Source organism: Chitinophagales bacterium, from assembly GCA_020636535.1.
Taxonomy (GTDB): domain Bacteria; phylum Bacteroidota; class Bacteroidia; order Chitinophagales; family JADIYW01; genus JADJSS01.
Window position 1 is genome coordinate 1,744,640 of the sequence record JACJXT010000011.1, and the last position, 17,918, is coordinate 1,762,557.

The 17,918-nt window shown below is 30.1% G+C and carries 18 protein-coding genes and 1 pseudogene; 11 read left to right on the forward strand and 8 right to left on the reverse strand.

Annotated features, from left to right (window positions below):
- Positions 1–117 precede the first annotated feature (117 nt).
- Genes H6553_08135 through H6553_08145 form a run of 3 tightly spaced genes read left to right on the forward strand, consistent with a single transcriptional unit; the run spans position 118 to position 2,353 of the window.
- Positions 118–1,467, forward strand: a complete 1,350-nt coding sequence (locus tag H6553_08135) for a chloride channel protein (GenBank protein ID MCB9033791.1) — start codon at positions 118–120, stop codon at positions 1,465–1,467.
- A gap of 34 nt (positions 1,468–1,501) precedes the next feature.
- Entirely contained in the window at positions 1,502–1,870 is a 369-nt protein-coding gene (locus H6553_08140; protein MCB9033792.1) for a DUF1304 domain-containing protein, read from the forward strand.
- Between the two features lie 45 nt (positions 1,871–1,915).
- Positions 1,916–2,353, forward strand: coding sequence for a VOC family protein (locus tag H6553_08145; protein ID MCB9033793.1), 438 nt, complete (start codon positions 1,916–1,918; stop codon positions 2,351–2,353).
- Positions 2,354–2,538: 185 nt separating this feature from the next.
- On the opposite strand, the gene priA is transcribed toward H6553_08145, so the two are convergent.
- The gene (gene priA, locus H6553_08150; GenBank protein MCB9033794.1) at positions 2,539–5,004 is read right to left on the reverse strand and encodes a primosomal protein N'; all 2,466 of its coding nucleotides are present in this window, start codon (positions 5,002–5,004) and stop codon (positions 2,539–2,541) included.
- 19 nt (positions 5,005–5,023) lie between these two features.
- On the opposite strand from priA, the gene H6553_08155 reads away from it, so the two are divergent.
- From H6553_08155 to H6553_08165, 3 genes and pseudogenes are all read left to right on the forward strand, one after another.
- Positions 5,024–5,545, forward strand: a complete 522-nt coding sequence (locus tag H6553_08155; GenBank protein MCB9033795.1) for a DinB family protein — start codon at positions 5,024–5,026, stop codon at positions 5,543–5,545.
- A gap of 43 nt (positions 5,546–5,588) precedes the next feature.
- Positions 5,589–5,817, forward strand: a pseudogene (locus tag H6553_08160) (DUF4160 domain-containing protein).
- The gene (locus tag H6553_08165) at positions 5,798–6,034 is read left to right on the forward strand and encodes a DUF2442 domain-containing protein (GenBank protein MCB9033796.1); all 237 of its coding nucleotides are present in this window, start codon (positions 5,798–5,800) and stop codon (positions 6,032–6,034) included. Before H6553_08160 ends, H6553_08165 begins: the two are co-directional and overlap by 20 nt.
- Positions 6,035–6,036: 2 nt before the next feature.
- Here H6553_08165 and H6553_08170 read toward each other — a convergent pair whose 3' ends face one another.
- Together H6553_08170 and H6553_08175 are read right to left on the reverse strand one after the other, a co-directional pair.
- Positions 6,037–7,248, reverse strand: a complete 1,212-nt coding sequence (locus tag H6553_08170; GenBank protein MCB9033797.1) for an arginine deiminase — start codon at positions 7,246–7,248, stop codon at positions 6,037–6,039.
- Entirely contained in the window at positions 7,238–8,308 is a 1,071-nt protein-coding gene (locus H6553_08175; protein MCB9033798.1) for an endonuclease/exonuclease/phosphatase family protein, read from the reverse strand. Before H6553_08175 ends, H6553_08170 begins: the two co-directional genes overlap by 11 nt.
- Positions 8,309–8,367: 59 nt before the next feature.
- Here H6553_08175 and H6553_08180 point away from each other — a divergent pair, with 59 nt between their 5' ends.
- The 4 genes from H6553_08180 to H6553_08195 all read left to right on the forward strand — a co-directional run bounded on the left by H6553_08180 (position 8,368) and on the right by H6553_08195 (position 11,779).
- Entirely contained in the window at positions 8,368–9,198 is an 831-nt protein-coding gene (locus H6553_08180) for a lysophospholipase (GenBank protein MCB9033799.1), read from the forward strand.
- Positions 9,199–10,251: an agmatine deiminase family protein gene (locus H6553_08185; GenBank protein MCB9033800.1), complete on the forward strand. Its 1,053-nt coding sequence runs from the start codon at positions 9,199–9,201 to the stop codon at positions 10,249–10,251.
- Complete coding sequence (locus H6553_08190) at positions 10,251–11,126, forward strand: carbon-nitrogen hydrolase (protein ID MCB9033801.1); 876 nt, start codon at positions 10,251–10,253, stop codon at positions 11,124–11,126. The genes H6553_08185 and H6553_08190 overlap by 1 nt, the downstream gene beginning before the upstream one ends.
- Before the next feature lie 110 nt (positions 11,127–11,236).
- Positions 11,237–11,779, forward strand: coding sequence for a GNAT family N-acetyltransferase (locus H6553_08195; protein ID MCB9033802.1), 543 nt, complete (start codon positions 11,237–11,239; stop codon positions 11,777–11,779).
- 57 nt (positions 11,780–11,836) lie between these two features.
- On the opposite strand, the gene H6553_08200 is transcribed toward H6553_08195, so the two are convergent.
- From H6553_08200 to ruvB, 5 genes are all read right to left on the reverse strand, one after another.
- Positions 11,837–12,430, reverse strand: a complete 594-nt coding sequence (locus tag H6553_08200) for a Crp/Fnr family transcriptional regulator (GenBank protein ID MCB9033803.1) — start codon at positions 12,428–12,430, stop codon at positions 11,837–11,839.
- Positions 12,431–12,434: 4 nt separating this feature from the next.
- Positions 12,435–14,192, reverse strand: a complete 1,758-nt coding sequence (locus H6553_08205; protein ID MCB9033804.1) for an amidohydrolase family protein — start codon at positions 14,190–14,192, stop codon at positions 12,435–12,437.
- Positions 14,193–14,287: 95 nt separating this feature from the next.
- Positions 14,288–14,728 carry a hypothetical protein gene (locus tag H6553_08210; protein ID MCB9033805.1) on the reverse strand — a complete coding sequence of 147 codons (441 nt, stop codon included), beginning with the start codon at positions 14,726–14,728 and terminating at the stop codon, positions 14,288–14,290.
- Positions 14,715–15,164, reverse strand: a complete 450-nt coding sequence (locus tag H6553_08215; GenBank protein ID MCB9033806.1) for a hypothetical protein — start codon at positions 15,162–15,164, stop codon at positions 14,715–14,717. The genes H6553_08210 and H6553_08215 overlap by 14 nt, the downstream gene beginning before the upstream one ends.
- Before the next feature lie 2 nt (positions 15,165–15,166).
- Complete coding sequence (gene ruvB, locus H6553_08220) at positions 15,167–16,195, reverse strand: Holliday junction branch migration DNA helicase RuvB (GenBank protein MCB9033807.1); 1,029 nt, start codon at positions 16,193–16,195, stop codon at positions 15,167–15,169.
- A gap of 229 nt (positions 16,196–16,424) precedes the next feature.
- Between ruvB and H6553_08225 the strand changes: the two genes are divergently transcribed.
- Positions 16,425–17,912, forward strand: a complete 1,488-nt coding sequence (locus tag H6553_08225; protein MCB9033808.1) for a cellulase family glycosylhydrolase — start codon at positions 16,425–16,427, stop codon at positions 17,910–17,912.
- Positions 17,913–17,918: the final 6 nt, after the last annotated feature.

Genomic DNA, 17,918 nt, shown 5'->3' on the forward strand with positions numbered 1-17,918 from the left:
TATAACCATTACATAAATTAAAGCCCAGAAATAAACTGTACTTTTGTACTCTCCAATTTGTTATTATTGAAATCAATAAAGACTATACTATTAAAAATAGAACAACACCAATATTTTATTGCACTACGAAATTATATAAAAAAACTATATGATAGTACAATAGAAACCAACTCAAAACTAAAAATTCAGTTCTTACAATTCTTTCCTTTTATTATTGCTTCTTTTTTAATAGGTATAATTGCATACGCTTATAGTGTTTTATTCAATTATGCTACAAAATTATCTTTTTCAATATACGATAAAAATCCACTCTTAATTTTTATCATAACGCCAATTGCCTTTCTAATTTCTTGGTGGTTGGTACAACAATTTGCACCCTATGCAAAAGGGAGTGGCATTCCACAAGTAATGACTACACTCGAATTGACATCACATTCTAAACAAAATAAAATATCATATTTATTAAGTGCCAAGATTGCTCTCATTAAAATTATATCAAGTGTAATAAAAGTTATTGGTGGTGGTGTTATTGGAAGAGAAGGACCAACCATTCACATTGCTAGTGCCATTTCTAATTTAGTCTATAAACTTTTACCAAAATGGTGGATTCACATCAATCAAAAAAATATGATAATTGCTGGTGCAGCTTCTGGTTTATCGGCTGCATTTAATACACCATTAGGCGGAATTATTTTTGCAATTGAAGAACTGTCTAAATACCATATGAAATACTATAAATCTACTTTGTTTATAGCAGTTATCATTGCTGGATTAACAGCTCAAGGTTTAGGTGGACCTTACTTATATTTAGGATATCCAAAAACTGCTTTCGACAATTACATGGTGTATATTGGTATTTTGATTGTTGCTATTTTAAGTGGATTTTTTGGTGCGAAAGTCTGCGATGCATTATTATCTTTTATTAAATATTTTAATTCTAATAAAGAAAATTGGCGGAAAATATTACTCATTATTGTATCTAGTTTAATAGTTGCTACAATGATATATTTTTATGGAACTAATGCAATGGGTTCTGGTAAAGAATATATGGAAAAAGCTTTATTCGATAGCAATAAAACTATTCCTTGGCAATTACCATTTATTAGAATGGCTGGAATGATAGCTTCTTTTGGTTCTGGTGGTGCAGGTGGTGTATTTGCTCCATCTCTTAGTTGTGGTGCTTCAATTGGTGCAATAGTCGCTGATTGGTTACAATTGACTCACGGAAATGCCAATTTAATAATTTTGGTTGGTATGGTTGGATTTTTGACTGCTGTTACAAGAGCTCCATTTACTGCAGCGATTATTGTATTTGAAATGACAGACAGACACAGTATTATTTTCTTTCTGCTATTAGGTGCAATGATTGCCAATTTCATTGCATATCTTAATAATAAGCACTCTTTTTACCATACACTGTATGTTCAATATTTAAGAGATGTAGAAAGCAAAGCTAAAAAACAGTAAGTTGTAATAAGCAAGATTGTATATATTTACAAGCATGTTAAAAATTATAAGTTCCATTTTAGTAGCACTAGTAGCTATAGAACATGTATATATTTTATGGATAGAAATGTTTGCTTGGGAAACCGTTGGCAAAAGAACATTTAAAAGCTTTTCTGCTGATTTATTTAAACCTACCAAAGCATTGGCTGCTAATCAAGGATTATACAATGGATTTCTAGCTGCTGGTTTAATTTGGAGTTTCTTTATAACAGATTGTCATTGGCAATTTAATATTAGACTTTTCTTTTTATTATGTGTGATTGTAGCAGGAATTTTTGGTGCTTTAACTGCTTCTAGAAAAATATTTTTTGTACAAGCAATACCAGCAATAATTGCATTGATTTTTACTATTTTAGCTAAGTAATCTTAAACTTTATTGTAGATTTAAAATTATTTAAAAAAATATATTATGGCAACAACAAACATTTATCTTACATTTAATGGCAACTGCGAAGCCGCTTTTAATTTTTATAAATCTGTTTTTGGTGGTGACTTTAACTACATCAGTAAATTTAGCGATATGCCACCAAGTGAAAATCAACAAGTAGCAGAAGCAGATAAAGACAAAATTATGCATGTGTCTTTACCAATTGGACAGTCTATTTTAATGGGAAGCGATGCTGGTGGAGAATGGTGTGCTAACAATTTTTTAGTTGGAACTAATTTCTCTATATCAATTACAGCAGATAGCAAAGCTGAAGCCGATACTATTTTTAATGCTTTAGCAGAAAGTGGAAAAATTACTATGCCAATGGCTGATACATTTTGGGGCGATTATTTTGGTATGTTGATAGATCAATTTGGCATCAGTTGGATGATGAGTTTTAATGAAAACTACAGTAAGTAAGCTGTTTTTCATTTGAACATTATTTCTGTAATTTCGTATTTGTAGTACTACAAAGAAATTCACCAATAATCTGCTATAAGTATTATAAAAAAATCCAAATTAAGCTCAAATTTGTTTTATCAGCAGACAGATTGAGAAGAATGATTTTAAATTTATATTGTTTCTAAATTTACAACGAGTTATCTCTAATAAACATCTACATCTATAATTACTTGTACTTGTTTAAATTTTTGATACTGATAAATGGTATTGATTGCTGTTCTAATATTTTGTTTTAGTACTTGTACTTGATTGGTTGTTCTAGGAATCTTAATCAATATATCTCTAATATAATAATTATTTATTTTTTGATATATTGGTCGATGTGGTGCTAAAACCATTCCTTTTAAAGGTGCTTGTAGTAATTTATATAAATATTGTGCTGCATTTTCTACTACATCTAACTTTTTATGTTTTAAACTTAACTGTATTAATCTACTAAATGGTGGATATTGGTATTGTTGTCTTTCTTTAATAATTAATTGATATATTGTATTGTAATTATAATCTACAACTGCATCTACAATTGGATGTTCTAAATCAGACATTTGTATAATCACTTTTCCAACACTGTCTCGTCTTCCAGCTCTTCCTGCTGCTTGTATCATTAATTGATAAGCTCTTTCTTCTGCTCTAAAATTTGGGAAATGCATCAGTGTATCAGCATCTAAAATTCCAACAAGTTGTACTTTATCAAAGTCTAAACCTTTGGTAACCATTTGCGTACCAATTAAAATATCAAACTCACCTTGTTGAAATTGATTGATAATCTTTTCATGTCCGTGTTTTCCTCGCACTGTGTCGTAGTCCATTCTACCTACACTATTTTTTGGAAACATAATTTGAACATCTTCTTCAATGCGTTCTGTGCCTAAACCAACTTGTTGCATTTCGGTACTCTTACACGCTTTGCACTCGTGTAAATTAGTTTGCGTAAATCCACAGTAATGACAACGCAAATCGTTGCTGTATTTATGATAAGTAAGTGTTACATCACAGTTTTTACATGTAGGCACCCAAGCACAATTATTGCAAATGATATAAGGAGCAAAACCTCGTCTGTTTTGAAATAATATAATTTGATTTTTACTATTTAAAGTATTTTGTACTTCATCTCGTAGCGTAAAAGTAAGTCCACTGGCAAATGCTTTTTGTTGCTTAGCTCTATTCAAATTAACAAATTCTATATTTGGAGGCAACACACCACCATATCGTTGTTGTAATTCTACCAAACCATATTTGTTTGCTTTGGCATTAAAATACGATTCTATTGATGGCGTTGCAGAACCTAACAACACTTTTGCATCTTGTAGTTTAGCTAACATGAGTGCTGCATCTCTTGCATGATATTTTGGATTAGGTTGCTGTTGTTTATAAGATGCATCGTGTTCTTCATCAATAATAATTAAAGCTAAATTTTGAAATGGCAAGAACAAAGCCGACCTCGCTCCTACTATAATTTTAATTTCGTTGTTTAAAACTTTTGTCCAAATTTCAATGCGTTCTGCATCATTAAGTTTAGAATGATAAACTGCAATATCTCCTAAATAATGTGATAATCGTTGAATGAGTTGTGCTGTTAAAGCAATTTCTGGTAATAAAAACAGACATTGTTTATTTTCTACAATTATTTTTTTAATTAATTCGATATAAATTAATGTTTTTCCACTTGATGTTATTCCATGCAATAAAACAGTAGCATTACTTTGCCAATGTGCTTCTATTTGTAGTAGTGCTTGATGTTGTAATTCGCTTAACTGAATTTGTTTGTCATCTTCTAACTGAGTAACATTAACTCTATCAATAGGTAAAATATGTTTTTGTAGTATTTTTTTATCTATTAATGATTTGATAGTGTTGGCTTTTGCATTTGCTTTTTCTAATACTTCTTTTTGTAGTACTGGTTCTTTTTTGTCAATTGACAACAATGCTAACAATACTTGTTCTTGTTTAGGTGCATTTTTTAAATCGTCGAATACCTTTTTTAATGAATTGCTATTGTTTTTTATACTATCATCTAATGAAATAAATACAGCTGTTTTTTGTGAATACTTATTTATCAACTGTTCTTTTATATAAATTAATTTATTATTTATTAGATATTGTATTAACTTGCCAATTGATTTTTTCTGAACAATGGTTTGAATATCTTTGTACGACAACTCTTCTTGATGTTCAAAAGCAGACATCACCAAATAAGCATCATCATTGTTTAGTGTTGTTTCATCAATTGTTGTATTTGAATTTTTCAAAAAAAATGTTTGCGAAGAAATTTTAAAATAAGCTGGTAGTGCTGCTTCCATGACTTCGCCAAGAGAACACATATAATATGATGCAATCCATTGCCAAAACTGTAAATGTTTTGCTTCTACAATTACATCATCATCTATAGTACCTAAAATTTCTTTTGGCACATAATCATTCGGTTGATTTTGATGAATATTAAATATAATTCCTGCATATAATTTACTTCTACCAAACTGTACTTCAACTCTTTGTCCAACACTAAGTTTATTCTCCAAATGATTAGGAATAGCAAAAGTATAAGTTTTTGGTAACGCTAAAGGCACGATTACTTCTGCGAAAAATTGGTATGAAAACAAAATATTCATTTACTTTGCAAATAAAATTATGCTTAGCCAAGATAAAAATAATATTCTGATTGCATTGAATGATGTACTAGATAAACTTGAAACACAAGTAAAAAACAATAGCGATGCTGTTTTGTTTAAAGACAAAGGTGAAAAGTGGAATAATGCACAAATAATTGATCATTTGGCAATTAGCTTTGGCATAACTGCCATTGGATTTGCTAGTCCGAAGTTTTTATTAAAAGCTATTGGTGGACAACTAGGTAGAAATAAACGAAATTACGATGAAGTTGTTTTTCAATATCAATTAAAACTTAATGAAGGAGCAAAAGCACCTTTGCCTTATTTGCCTAAAATTAGTCTGATTAAAAATAAAACTGTTCTAGACAATTTTTGGAATGCTAACAAAACTGCACTACTTAAAAGCATTGACACTTGGAATGATAAAGATTTAGATGTTTTCGTTTTACCACATCCTATTCTTGGAAAAACAACTCTGAGAGAAATGTTATATTTTACCATTTACCATTGTAAACATCATTTACAACAAATGGACAAGTGATTTTACAGTTAAACATAACTAAAATGATTATATTTACTTTTTTATGCCAACAATATTAAGAATTAATGGATATAGGTTTTTCTTTTATAGTAATGAACACTTACCTAAACATATTCATATTGAAAAAGACAGTAATACTGCAAAATTTAACATAGAAGTAGTTGAACTTGTAAAAAGGATTTTCTGCACATGAATTGAAAGAATTGCGTAATTTAGTAATTAGTAATGTTGAACTTTTCAAAAACAAATGGGATGAGTATTTTAACAATTAATAAATCAAAATTAGCAACGGATATTTCATTTAATGAATCAAAAATGATAATTCTATTTGAAGATGGAAGAGAATTATCCGTACCACTAGAGTGGTTTAATAAATTAAGGAATGCTTCAAAAAAACAATTAGAAAATTGGCGTTTTATAGGAAAAGGCGAAGGCATTCATTGGGAAGATTTAGATGAAGACATATCTATTGAAAATCTATTAGATTAAAATTACATTCTTGCAATTGGTAAAGTCATACAATGTGGTCCACCTCTTGCTCTTGATAGTTCAGCAGAAGATAAAGTAATAATTGTTTTTTCTATTTGATTAATATTAATTTTATTATTAACTACTGCTTCAACTGTAATAATGTTAAAGCCATTGTCTTGTAATGCTTGTAGTGTTTTAATATTTCTTTCGTAAGAGTATGCAACACCAGCTTTTACTGCTACAAAATTACAACCATCTGTCCATTGTTCTCTTTCTGCAAAAGGCGATTTTCCATTTCCACAAGGAATAAATTGCATTTTTGGATAGATTTCTTGTAGTAAATCTTTTATAGAATCGTGCAGTACAGCTCTCTTGTTTTCTTTTGAATAAGTTACAATATCCACTTTATCATTTTTATCGAAAACCAAAGGAGCAAAACCTACACAAGTATTTTCATCAATTATTGTTACAATAGTATCTAAGTGCATGCAATATCTATCTTTTGGCATATCTATTACAGATATATAATCTACTACATTATTTTCAAATAATATATTTTTTAACTCGAAAATAGCATTTAATGAAGTTCGTTCACTTTCTCCAATTAACAAATGTTTTGGATGCACCAACATAATATCACCACCTTCTATTGAAAAAGATTTCTTGGTTTTTCGTTCCATTAAATCTATAATTTTTCCTTCAAACGATTTAAAAATTGGATGATGTTTTACGATATAACTTGTTAATATATTTTCTCTTTGTCTTGCTTTTTTATTAGCTGTACATAAAATAATATGGTCGTTTACGACACAAGCAATATCTCTTGTAAACACTAAATTTGGTAACGGATTTAAAATAAACTCTGCTTTTCCTGGTAATATTCCTGCTACTAAAATTTCGCATAAATCTTCTGCTGTTTTTGATTTAAGCAATTCATATTTAGCTAAGTTTAAATATTTTATTTCAAATAAATAATCTAATAAATCATTTTTTATTGATTCATCTTCTAAAATATCAGTCAATAAGTCTTCAAATTCTAAAACATTATCATCACCTAAAAGTTGTTTTAAAGAGTTGGTAAAACTATTGTGCTCTTCAATCATTCTTGGTAAAAAAACAATATCATCGTAGAGCAACTCTTCTGCTAACTCTGGCGAAATTTGTTCTATACCATAATCTGGTTGATGTACTATGACTTTTTGTAATTGTTGAATTTCACTTTCAATTTTCATAAGGTTTCAATTTACACTTCATTTTAACTGGTTGATGATCTGAGAATGCAAAATCGTTTGGTAATCCTTCAACAGCAATGAGTTCTATATTTGGCGACAATAAATAAAAATCGATAATCGTAGTATAAGATTTATCTTTTACATATGGTTTATCTACCTTTCTATTCGTAGCATGATTGATATCAAAAGCCCAAGTCCAATTACTATCTACATATCCTTCTGGAATTGGCATTTCTTCGTAATTGCTATTCGCATCTTTTGGTGTATAACCTGGTGGAATTTGATTCCAATCGCCACCTACAATTACATAATTACCTAAATTATATTCATCAACAATATATTTTTTAAAATATTCCATTTCTTGTATTTTCAATTTTCCACCATCATAAGCCGAATTGTGTGTATTGATTACAATAAGTTGCTTGCCATTTTTTAAATTAAATCTATGTTTTACAAAACATCTATCTAAAAAAAACAATCCTTTAGGAAAAGAAAAATTACTAGGAAACTGTACTCTAATTGGTTCACTTGCTGTTTGATATGGAAACAAACTCACTATTCCACCTAATACTTTTCCCATAGGATTGGTAAATGGCAATGGCACATATTTTACATCGTAGTTAACACCAAGCACAGCATTGTAACCAGTTGTTTTTTGAATAGCATCTAATTCGTTTATTTTATAACTTCTTTTAGATTTCACATCAACTTCTTGTAACAAAATAAAATCGGCATCACTTGTCCACGATTTAACGGTTTGTAGAACACCATCTAAATTTTTCTGTGTCAAATCTTTTTTCGGTCGCACCATTTTTCCACCATCATAAAAGAAATCCGACTCTGCTCCTAATCCACAATAACCAATATTCCAATCATAAAAAACAAATTCGTCTTTATCAATAGCTCTATTTACGCTTCCTTTTATAACTTCAATTTCTTCTTCAGGTTCTGGCTGATAGTCTGTAAAATATGCATAAGCAATAGTGGCAGCAACATACAATCCAAACAAAATTGCTCCTAATAAAATGAGTTTTATAATAACCATAATCGTTTTTTTCATAGCAATTATTTACTTTTATGTTTACAATATAATGGTTTAAATTTTTAAACACAATAATTATGATGAAAACAAATCAACTAAAATGGAAAACCAATGATGGTGTTGATATTTTTGGTGTAAATTGGTATACAGATGAAAAGCCAAAAGCTGTTTTGTGTATTACACATGGTATGGGCGAACACATTCTGAGATATGAACCTATTGCTGTTTATTTTACGGCAAATGGTTATGCTGTAATGGGTTACGACCATAGAGGTCATGGTCAGAGTGGTGGACAAAGAGGTCATTATCCCAATTTTGATGAGTTTTTAAATGATTATGGTATTTTCTTGCAACAAGTAGAAGAACAGTACGGCGAAATACCTAAGATTTGTTACGGACATAGTATGGGTGGAAATGTCTTAGCCAATTATTTTATTAGGAGAAAAGCCGAAGCCAAAGCATTGATATTTTCTTCACCATATATTAAGTTGGCGTTTCAACCACCAAGCATAAAAGTTGGTTTAGGTAAGCTAATGAAAAATATTGTACCTACACTTTCTTTGCCAACTGGTTTAGAAGTAGAAGCTATTTCTAGAGATGAAGCTGTTGTGGAAGATTATAAAAAAGATAAACTCAACCATGATAAAGTTTCTTCTATTATGGGAATTGAAATGATGGAAACTGGACAGTATGCTCTAGACCATGCTAGTGAAATTAATTTGCCTACTTTAGTTTTTCATGGTTCGGCAGATAGATTAACTTCATTTGATGCAAGTAAAGCATTTGCTTCTAAAATTAAGAATGCAACTTTTATTCCTTACGAAGGTTTGTATCATGAAACGCACCATGAACCAGAAAAGGAAACCGTTTTAAAAAATATGTTAGATTGGTGTAATCAGCAGATATAAATGAATACAAATACATTAATGGCAGAATGGCAAGAACAAGATGCTATACTACTTGCCTTTCCTCATCAAAATAGCGATTGGAAAAACTATTGGACTGATATTATTCCTTGCTATATTAATATCATCAATACTATTGCACAATACCAAACAGTAATTGTTTTGTGTGATGATGCTTCAACCGTAAGTAATTACTTTGATACTAATATTCAAAAAAATTGCATTTTTGTACAATTAAAATACAATGATACTTGGGCAAGAGATTTTGGTGTATTAAGTATTGTTAATGATGATAAAATCATATTGAATAATTTTATTTTTAATGCTTGGGGAAATAAATTTGATGCTACACTCGATAATCAGATTAATAAAAAATTATACGATAATAATATATTTATTGATAGTATTGAATTTAATAATATTGATTTTATACTAGAAGGTGGTGCTGTAGAAAGCAATGGCAAAGGAACTATTTTAACTACTGCAAAATGTGTGTTCAATCAAAACAGAAATCCAACATTAACACAAGAAGAAATTATTCATGCATTAAAAAAATATTTGTCTGCTAATAAAATACTAGTCTTGTATCATGGCGATATACTTGGTGATGATACCGATGCACACATTGATACATTGGCAAGATATTGTAATGAAAATACCATTGCTTATGTCCAAACTGATGATACTACTGATGCACATTATTTAGAATTGTTATTGATGGAAAAAGAATTATTGCAGATAGCTAATGAAAAGCAATACAACTTAGTTCCATTACCAGTACCTAGTCCAATTTATGCACCTGATGACAACAGAAGACTTCCTGCTACTTATGCCAATTTTTTAATCTTAAATGATATTGTTTTAATGCCAACTTACAATGTAACAGAAGATGATTTGGCTATAACACAACTTCAAAAAGCATTTTCAAACAAAAAAGTTATTGGTATTGATGCTAGTGCTTTAATTTTGCAACATGGTTCTTTGCATTGTATTACGATGCAATTACCTAAAAATAGTATCAATAAAAACAATATAGGAAAAATAATTATTATATAATGAAAGTAGGATTAGTACAACAGTCGTGTAATAGAGATGCTGCAGCAAATATTCAAAAATCTATTGATGGAATTATTGCTTGTAAAAATCAAGGAGCAGAATTAGTTATTTTACAAGAGTTACATACCAATATTTATTTCTGTCAAGCAGAAGAAACCAATATGTTTGATTTGGCAGAATCTATTCCTGGTAATAGTACGGAAATCTTTAGCAAAGTAGCAAAAGATAATCAAGTAGTTTTAGTGACTTCATTATTTGAAAAAAGAGCTGCTGGTTTGTATCACAATACTGCTGTTGTTTTTGAAAAAGATGGAAGCATCGCTGGAAAATATAGAAAAATGCACATTCCAGATGATCCTGCATACTACGAAAAATTTTATTTTACGCCAGGCGATTTAGGTTTTCAACCAATTACAACTTCTATAGGAAAATTAGGCGTTTTGGTTTGTTGGGATCAATGGTATCCTGAAGCTGCTCGACTAATGGCTTTAGCTGGTGCAGAATTATTAATTTATCCTACGGCAATTGGCTGGGAAAGCACCGATAGCACTGAAGAAAAAGAAAGACAGTTTACTGCTTGGCAAACTGTACAAAGAGGTCATGCTGTTGCTAATGGTTTGCCTGTAATTGCTGTAAATAGAGTTGGCATAGAAGAAGATTGGACGAATGTTACCAATGGTATAGAATTTTGGGGACAAAGTTTTATTGCAGGACCACAAGGAGAAATTCTATATCATGCAAGTAGTAAACAAGAAGAAAATATAGTTTTTGATATAGACATGCAACGCAGTGAACATGTAAGAAGAATTTGGCCTTTTTTAAGAGATAGACGCATTGATGCTTATGCTGATTTAACTAAAAGATATATAGATTAGCATATTATGTCACTTATAGCAAACTTCTCTCCTTGCTTCATAGCAGTGTCTCCTGAAAGGGACACTGCGTAATTATAATTAAAAAAATATAATACAATAAATTTCACAATATGTCACTTATAGCAAACTTCTCTCCTTTTCCTTTTTTAGAAAGCGAACGATTATTGTTTAGAGCATTAATTCTTGAAGATGCACCATCTGTTTTTGAACTCAGAAATAATGAAGTTGCCAATGCTTTTATAGGAAGAACTAAGAACAGCACTATGGAAGAAAGTATAGAATACATCCATAAAATTCAAAATTATATAAAAGATAATGATAGTATATTTTGGACGATTATTCTAAAAGAAAACAATCAATTTATAGGTACTATTTGCTTGTGGAATTTAGACTATGAAAAAAATACAGTAGAAGTTGGCTACGAAATGCTACCACAATATGAAGGCAATGGTTATATGAGCGAAGCAATTCAAACCATTAACTACTATGGATTTAATACAATGAATGCTAGTACTATATTTGCTTGTCCATCTAAAGCAAATAGTAAATCGGTAAAGTTATTAGAACGCAATAACTTTATTTTCGATCCAATAGCAACTGCAAACTTACCAGAAGCAGAAAATCATTTAATTGCCTATCGAATAGACAAATAACTAGTACATACAAATATAACATAAATATATTAAACTGAATTAATAGAAATAGGCATCCTATCTATTCATCATTCTGCTTTTTAAGCGACTAAATGATACTGGTGTTATTCCTAGATAAGATGCGAGTTGATTTTGAGGTAATCTAGTTACTATGTTTTCATGAACTTGAATAAAATGTATGTAGCGTTCTTCTGGTAACATGGTAATAAATTCTTCTACTCTATCTATTAATTCTAATACCAATCCTTCTAGTACGGTCATTATGCTTTTAGCAATTTCAGGATCATCTTTTGCCATTTGCTTTAGCAAGTAATAATCAACAACGGCAACTACACTATCTTCTAATGCTTGATATGAAATACTAGATGGTTTATTTTGTAATATACTTCTATGCGAAGCAAAAACAGTATTTTCTTCTCTAAACCAAAAGGTGTGTTCTGTATCTTCTAGATGATAATATGCTCTAAATAATCCTGAGATAACAAATACTATTTTGCCATAATATACACCAGATTTAATTAAGTGTTCTTTTTTAGGAATGGTTACAAATTCAAACTCTGTCCAATGTTCTATAATTTTATTGAGATTGACATTAGGATAATTTTTTTTCAGTCCTTTTAAAAAATCGCCTTGAAATTGTTCATTAGTCATAGTATTAATTTAAGTTTTGATATTTTAAAAATCTTCCTGTTTTAAAAGATTTTCCATAACCTTCTACAAAATTATCTTGCTCAAATATAATTTTTCCGCCGACAATAACATAACTCATTAAGTTTTTATTTCTATTGACTAGTCTTTCGAAGTCATTAAATTCTTCTATAGGTGCAGTTTCAACTTCATCTTTTACATCTTTTAAATATTGTGGATTGATGATATTGATATCTGCTACTTTTCCTTCTGCAATATAACAAGCATCTACACCAAACCAATCGGCTTGTTCTTTACTTAAACGCCAAATACATTTTTCCATTGTCATAATTGGCTTGTTTTTATCTATTGAATCTTGTACTTGTTTTATCATTTGAATTGGAAAATCGTAGAATGCCATATTGGTTAAATGTGCTCCTGCATCAGAAAAACTTATTATATTATATTTATAATTATATAAATCTTTGTATTTTTCTGGTCTATCATTGCCAATTGTAGTTGTCCATCTTATTTTTTTATCGTATTCAATAATCATATCTAAGAAACAATCTACTGGATGTTGATTTTTAGCAACAGCAACTTCGTAGAAATTTTTGCCTACTAATGTTTTATCTGGGCATTCAAGTATAGTTGTTAAGCTTAAATCTTTATGCCATACTTTTGGTGCAAATTTATTTTTAATTTCTTTTTTAAAATTTTCTCTAAACGCTTTGTCGCTAATCAACTCATCTCTTTCGTGTAAATTTTTTGCTAAATCTCTAATGGCTTCTCCAGATGGAAATTCTTCAAACATAACAGAATCTACTCCATTATAATATACTGTAAATGGTACTGGTGGCGACTGCATTCTGAAGTTAGCATTGAAAACTGAATTAAATGTTGTAGCACCAAACTTTGTTAAAGGATATATATATCTATCACCAATTAAATCAACTAAAGCAATCATAGTCGTTTTAAGTGGTTTTCTAAATACACCAGAACTTTTCATCATGTATTGTACTGCGTTGTATCTGGTTACCAAATTTGGAGCTCCTTGTAAAATAGCATTTCTTTTTCGCAGCGTTTTTATCATGTTTTTTCGCTCTTTCCATGATGCATAAAACGATGGTGTTTTTCTAGACCAATATCTGTTGCCATCCATTTTATCCCAAGGATTATCCATTGTTGATAGACCTAAAAAACCTTCTTCTAAAGCTTCATTAAGCATAGTATTCATTTGCTCTTCTTCTGCTTTAGTGGCTTTTTCTTTGTGAGAAACGGAGCGTTCTAAACCCATTACTTTACTTCGCAAATCAGAGTGTCCAACAAACGAAGCAACATTAACGCCTAATGGTAAATTATTGATATAGTTTATCCATGTTTTTGGCGAATTCCATGTTTTTACTTTTTCTAGCAAAGGCAACATTACTTCTCTTGGAATGGCTTCTACTCTGGTAAAAGTATCTGAAGTATCTTCTGGATTATTATAAATTGCAGAAACAGAACAACTACCCATTATTACAGTAGTAACGCCATGTCTTGCAGATTCTTTTAAACCTGGTGATGCAATAATTTCTGCATCGTAATGCGTATGTGTATCTATAAAACTTGGTGTAATCCACTGATTGCTTGCATCTATAACTTGAGTACTTTCATCAACCGCAATTTCTTCTGATGATATTTTTTTTATGATATTTTTTTCTATTAATATATTTTTTATAACTGCTTTTTTATTTTCATCACCATCAAACAACAATCCGTTTTTAATTAAAATTTTAGCACTCATATTAAACTCCTATTTACTTAACTAATAAAGTTAAGGTTTTAAAAATTAAAAAACATTATCTTTAGATAAGAGATTGCAATAATATTATTTGATATTTATTCTAATATAAACTCTTCATTACAACTAAAGCAATAGTGTTTTTTTGATGGAAATAAAAATGGCAGTCCGAGTAAAAAAATACCTACCGCCATTGCCGATTTATTAAACTTCTGTTTTCTTGTATTAGTAGAACCACAATATATACATGGTTTACCTTCATAAATTGGAAAATCAGTTGCTTGTTCTTCATCTGATTTATAATCTAAATATTCTTCTATGCTTTCTTGTTCTAAAATTGTTTTGGCTATAGTTTCATCTTCTTTTCTAACATACAATTTTACACCACCATAAGCAATCGTTCTAAGCCAATCTTGTTGTACTATTTCTTCGTCTTTCAAATAACAGTAAATATTATTGGCATCTAGTTTTGACTTAGCAATTTGTGCTTGATAAGCATTTAAGTAAGTCTCAATTTTAACTAAATCATGGGACAACATCTAGTATATTTTCTGCACAACCTTTATATGTTTTTTCTTTATAGGTAAATGTTGAAGCATATTCAAATGTGTTATCACTCATGCCATCAGAACATGGTGTTTTTGATTTGCTTAATATCAATGTCACTTTTTGATTATCAGTAGATTTAAAGAAAATTTCAATCTTATCATTAGCAATAATAGCTGTATCTCTCTCTAGATATATGCTATCAATTTTTTCGTCAAGTTTGGTAAATAAGTTAATGCTATCATTTACATCAAGCATCCAAAATGGTTCGTTTCCAAATGCTCTATAATGACCAGCTTTCATGCCTTCTTCCAATTCTTGTTCTACATATTCTTCTGCATCAATTGGATTTAATGCATCGCTATTTGTCTTTCTTTTACAAGCAAAGAATAATATTACAACCAATAAAAATATACTATAATTTTTCATAACTATTCAAATAAAGTGCCTAAATTTTTAGGAAATGTTTTACCAATATGCTGATATGCTTTTTCTGTTGCTACTCTACCTCTCGAAGTTCGTTTAAGATAACCTTCTTGAATTAAAAATGGTTCGTACACTTCTTCAATTGTGCCTGCTTCTTCACCAACAGCTGTAGCAATTGTAGTTAATCCAACAGGACCACCATTAAATTTGTCTATAATTGCAGATAAAATTTTGTTATCCATTTCATCTAAACCATGTTCATCTACTAACAAAGCAGTTAATGCTACTTGAGCAATTGACTTATCAATAATGCCATTGCCTTTAATTTGAGCAAAGTCTCGTACTCTTCTTAATAAAGCATTGGCAATTCTTGGTGTGCCTCTACTTCTTTTAGCAATTTCTATAGCACCACTTTCTTCTATAATTGTGTTTAATATTTTTGAAGATCGTTTAATGATTTTCTCTAAAACATCAGCTGCATAATATTCTAATCGTAGTGTAATACCAAACCTAGAACGCAATGGAGCTGTAAGTAAACCAGAACGCGTAGTAGCTCCAACTAAAGTAAATGGTTCTAATTCTATTTGAATGGTTCTTGCATTCGGACCACTATCTAACATGATGTCTATTTTATAATCTTCCATTGCAGAATATAAATATTCTTCTACAGTAGTATTTAGTCGATGTATTTCATCAATAAATAAAACATCATTAGCTTTTAAATTAGTAAGCAAACCAGCTAAATCTCCTGGTTTTTCTAAAACTGGACCAGATGTAACTTTCATTTCAACGCCTAATTCATTAGCTATAATGTGCGAAAGCGTAGTCTTACCTAAACCTGGTGGTCCATGTAATAAAACATGGTCTAATGCTTCATCTCGTAATTTAGCAGCTTCAATAAAAATCATTAAATTTTCTACTATTTGTTTTTGACCAGCAAATTGTTCAATTGCTTGAGGTCGCAACACGCTTTCTAACTCTTTTTCTGTGTTAGAAAGAAACTCTCCGCTATCATCTAAATTTAGATTACGCATTTCTACAAAAGTACACTATTTTCGTTAACCTAAATTACACATTAGAAATTTATTCCGAAAAAAATCTATTTCATATTTACTTCGGTATCTATTTTTTTATTTTCTAATGTAGTTAATTTTATATCTGCGAGAAAAAACTTTAGTACGATGTAATTATTTTGTATAATTTCTTTTCAATACAAAGTCTAATGTGTAATTTGGATTTGTAGAAATGCATTAAATCCAACCAATGAAATCATTAATTTATTTTTTAATAATCTCTTTTTTTATAATTTCTTGTGAAAAAGAAAGCAATTACTCCAACTCAATTTCAGAAAATAAACTATTACATGCTACCAAAGGAAGTAATGCTGGAATTTATGATATAGATAATAATTATATTATTTTAAAAGGTGTAAATTATAATGTATTAGGCGATTATTGGTATGCTAATCCTAATATTCCTGCTACAAAAGTTTATGACAAAAAAGATTTTGAGTTAATGGCTCGCTATGGTTTTAATTGTGTTCGACTGTTATTTAGTTGGAGTAAGTTAGAGCCAGTGCAAGGTCAGTATAACATTGAATATGTACAAGAAATACAACAAGCTATTGAAGATGCAGCTGCATATGGCATTTATGTTTTGTTAGATATGCATCAAGATGCCTATGGAAAATACATTGCTACACCTATTAATGAAATTTGCGAAAAACCTAATAATGGCTGGGATGGTGCTCCACTTTGGGCAACTTTTACAGATAGTGCTTCTACTTGTAGAGTTGGTGGTAGAGAAACTGCTCCTGCTGTTGTTCATGCGTGGCAAAATTTTTGGGACAATACCAATCAAATTCAAGATGCTTGTATTAAAGCATGGCAGTTTTTAGTAGAACGAACTGCTCAATACAATAATGTTGTTGGCTACGATTTATTGAATGAACCAAGTTTAGGTTATAAACCATTGAATCAAGAGTTTGCAAAGTTGAGTAAATATTATGGCAATTTAGTAAAAGCAATAAGACAATCGGAACAAAATAGTGGTGGTTTGGAACACATTATCTTTTTTGAGATGACTGTTACTTGGAATGCACAAGAAATTCCATTTATACCAGACTTTAATTTTACTAGCGACCAAAATATCATATTTGCACCACATTTATATTTTGAAGCAATATCTAATTTATTAACCATAGAACAAGGTTTTGAGTTGGTACACACACTGAGCAAACTCTATAATACAAATATGTTTATAGGCGAATGGGGATTTTTTGGTGATACTGCCATTGATGTTGAAAAAATAAAACGATTCATGGTAAAAGAAGATGAATATTTTGTTGGCAGTACTTGGTGGCAATGGGCACAAGCACCAGGCGATCCACATGCAATTAGTTGGGATGGAAATAGCTATGCTAATAAGTCGTTGCATTTAATTGAGTTAGATGATCAAGGAAATTTTACTGGCAACTTAAATACCACTTACTTAAATGTATTAAGTAAAGCCAGACCTATTGCAATTGCTGGAAAACCAATTAAGCTTGTTAGTAATTCAGATGATGGCTCTTTATATTTTAAAGCTACGACCAATAGTATTGGTACAACTACACTTTGGATTCCTGAACGATTTGGTATGCCAGTAATTTCTGGTACAAATGCTACACTCAACAACTTAAAAACAGTAGATGGTGGTTACATTGCATCTGTTGATGTAAATAGCACTTATGAAATAAATATTAGCTATTGATTTTTA

What these genes read in the sequence shown, in the direction of transcription:
- H6553_08140 (MCB9033792.1), top strand. Translation starts at nt 1,502, where the DNA reads ATGTTAAAAATTATAAGTTCCATTTTAGTAGCACTAGTAGCTATAGAA.
- H6553_08145 (MCB9033793.1), top strand. Translation starts at nt 1,916, where the DNA reads ATGGCAACAACAAACATTTATCTTACATTTAATGGCAACTGCGAAGCC.
- priA (MCB9033794.1), bottom strand. Translation starts at nt 5,004, where the DNA reads ATGAATATTTTGTTTTCATACCAATTTTTCGCAGAAGTAATCGTGCCT.
- H6553_08155 (MCB9033795.1), top strand. Translation starts at nt 5,024, where the DNA reads ATGCTTAGCCAAGATAAAAATAATATTCTGATTGCATTGAATGATGTA.
- H6553_08165 (MCB9033796.1), top strand. Translation starts at nt 5,798, where the DNA reads ATGAGTATTTTAACAATTAATAAATCAAAATTAGCAACGGATATTTCA.
- H6553_08170 (MCB9033797.1), bottom strand. Translation starts at nt 7,248, where the DNA reads ATGAAAATTGAAAGTGAAATTCAACAATTACAAAAAGTCATAGTACAT.
- H6553_08175 (MCB9033798.1), bottom strand. Translation starts at nt 8,308, where the DNA reads ATGAAAAAAACGATTATGGTTATTATAAAACTCATTTTATTAGGAGCA.
- H6553_08180 (MCB9033799.1), top strand. Translation starts at nt 8,368, where the DNA reads ATGATGAAAACAAATCAACTAAAATGGAAAACCAATGATGGTGTTGAT.
- H6553_08185 (MCB9033800.1), top strand. Translation starts at nt 9,199, where the DNA reads ATGAATACAAATACATTAATGGCAGAATGGCAAGAACAAGATGCTATA.
- H6553_08190 (MCB9033801.1), top strand. Translation starts at nt 10,251, where the DNA reads ATGAAAGTAGGATTAGTACAACAGTCGTGTAATAGAGATGCTGCAGCA.
- H6553_08195 (MCB9033802.1), top strand. Translation starts at nt 11,237, where the DNA reads ATGTCACTTATAGCAAACTTCTCTCCTTTTCCTTTTTTAGAAAGCGAA.
- H6553_08200 (MCB9033803.1), bottom strand. Translation starts at nt 12,430, where the DNA reads ATGACTAATGAACAATTTCAAGGCGATTTTTTAAAAGGACTGAAAAAA.
- H6553_08205 (MCB9033804.1), bottom strand. Translation starts at nt 14,192, where the DNA reads ATGAGTGCTAAAATTTTAATTAAAAACGGATTGTTGTTTGATGGTGAT.
- H6553_08210 (MCB9033805.1), bottom strand. Translation starts at nt 14,728, where the DNA reads ATGTTGTCCCATGATTTAGTTAAAATTGAGACTTACTTAAATGCTTAT.
- H6553_08215 (MCB9033806.1), bottom strand. Translation starts at nt 15,164, where the DNA reads ATGAAAAATTATAGTATATTTTTATTGGTTGTAATATTATTCTTTGCT.
- ruvB (MCB9033807.1), bottom strand. Translation starts at nt 16,195, where the DNA reads ATGCGTAATCTAAATTTAGATGATAGCGGAGAGTTTCTTTCTAACACA.
- H6553_08225 (MCB9033808.1), top strand. Translation starts at nt 16,425, where the DNA reads ATGAAATCATTAATTTATTTTTTAATAATCTCTTTTTTTATAATTTCT.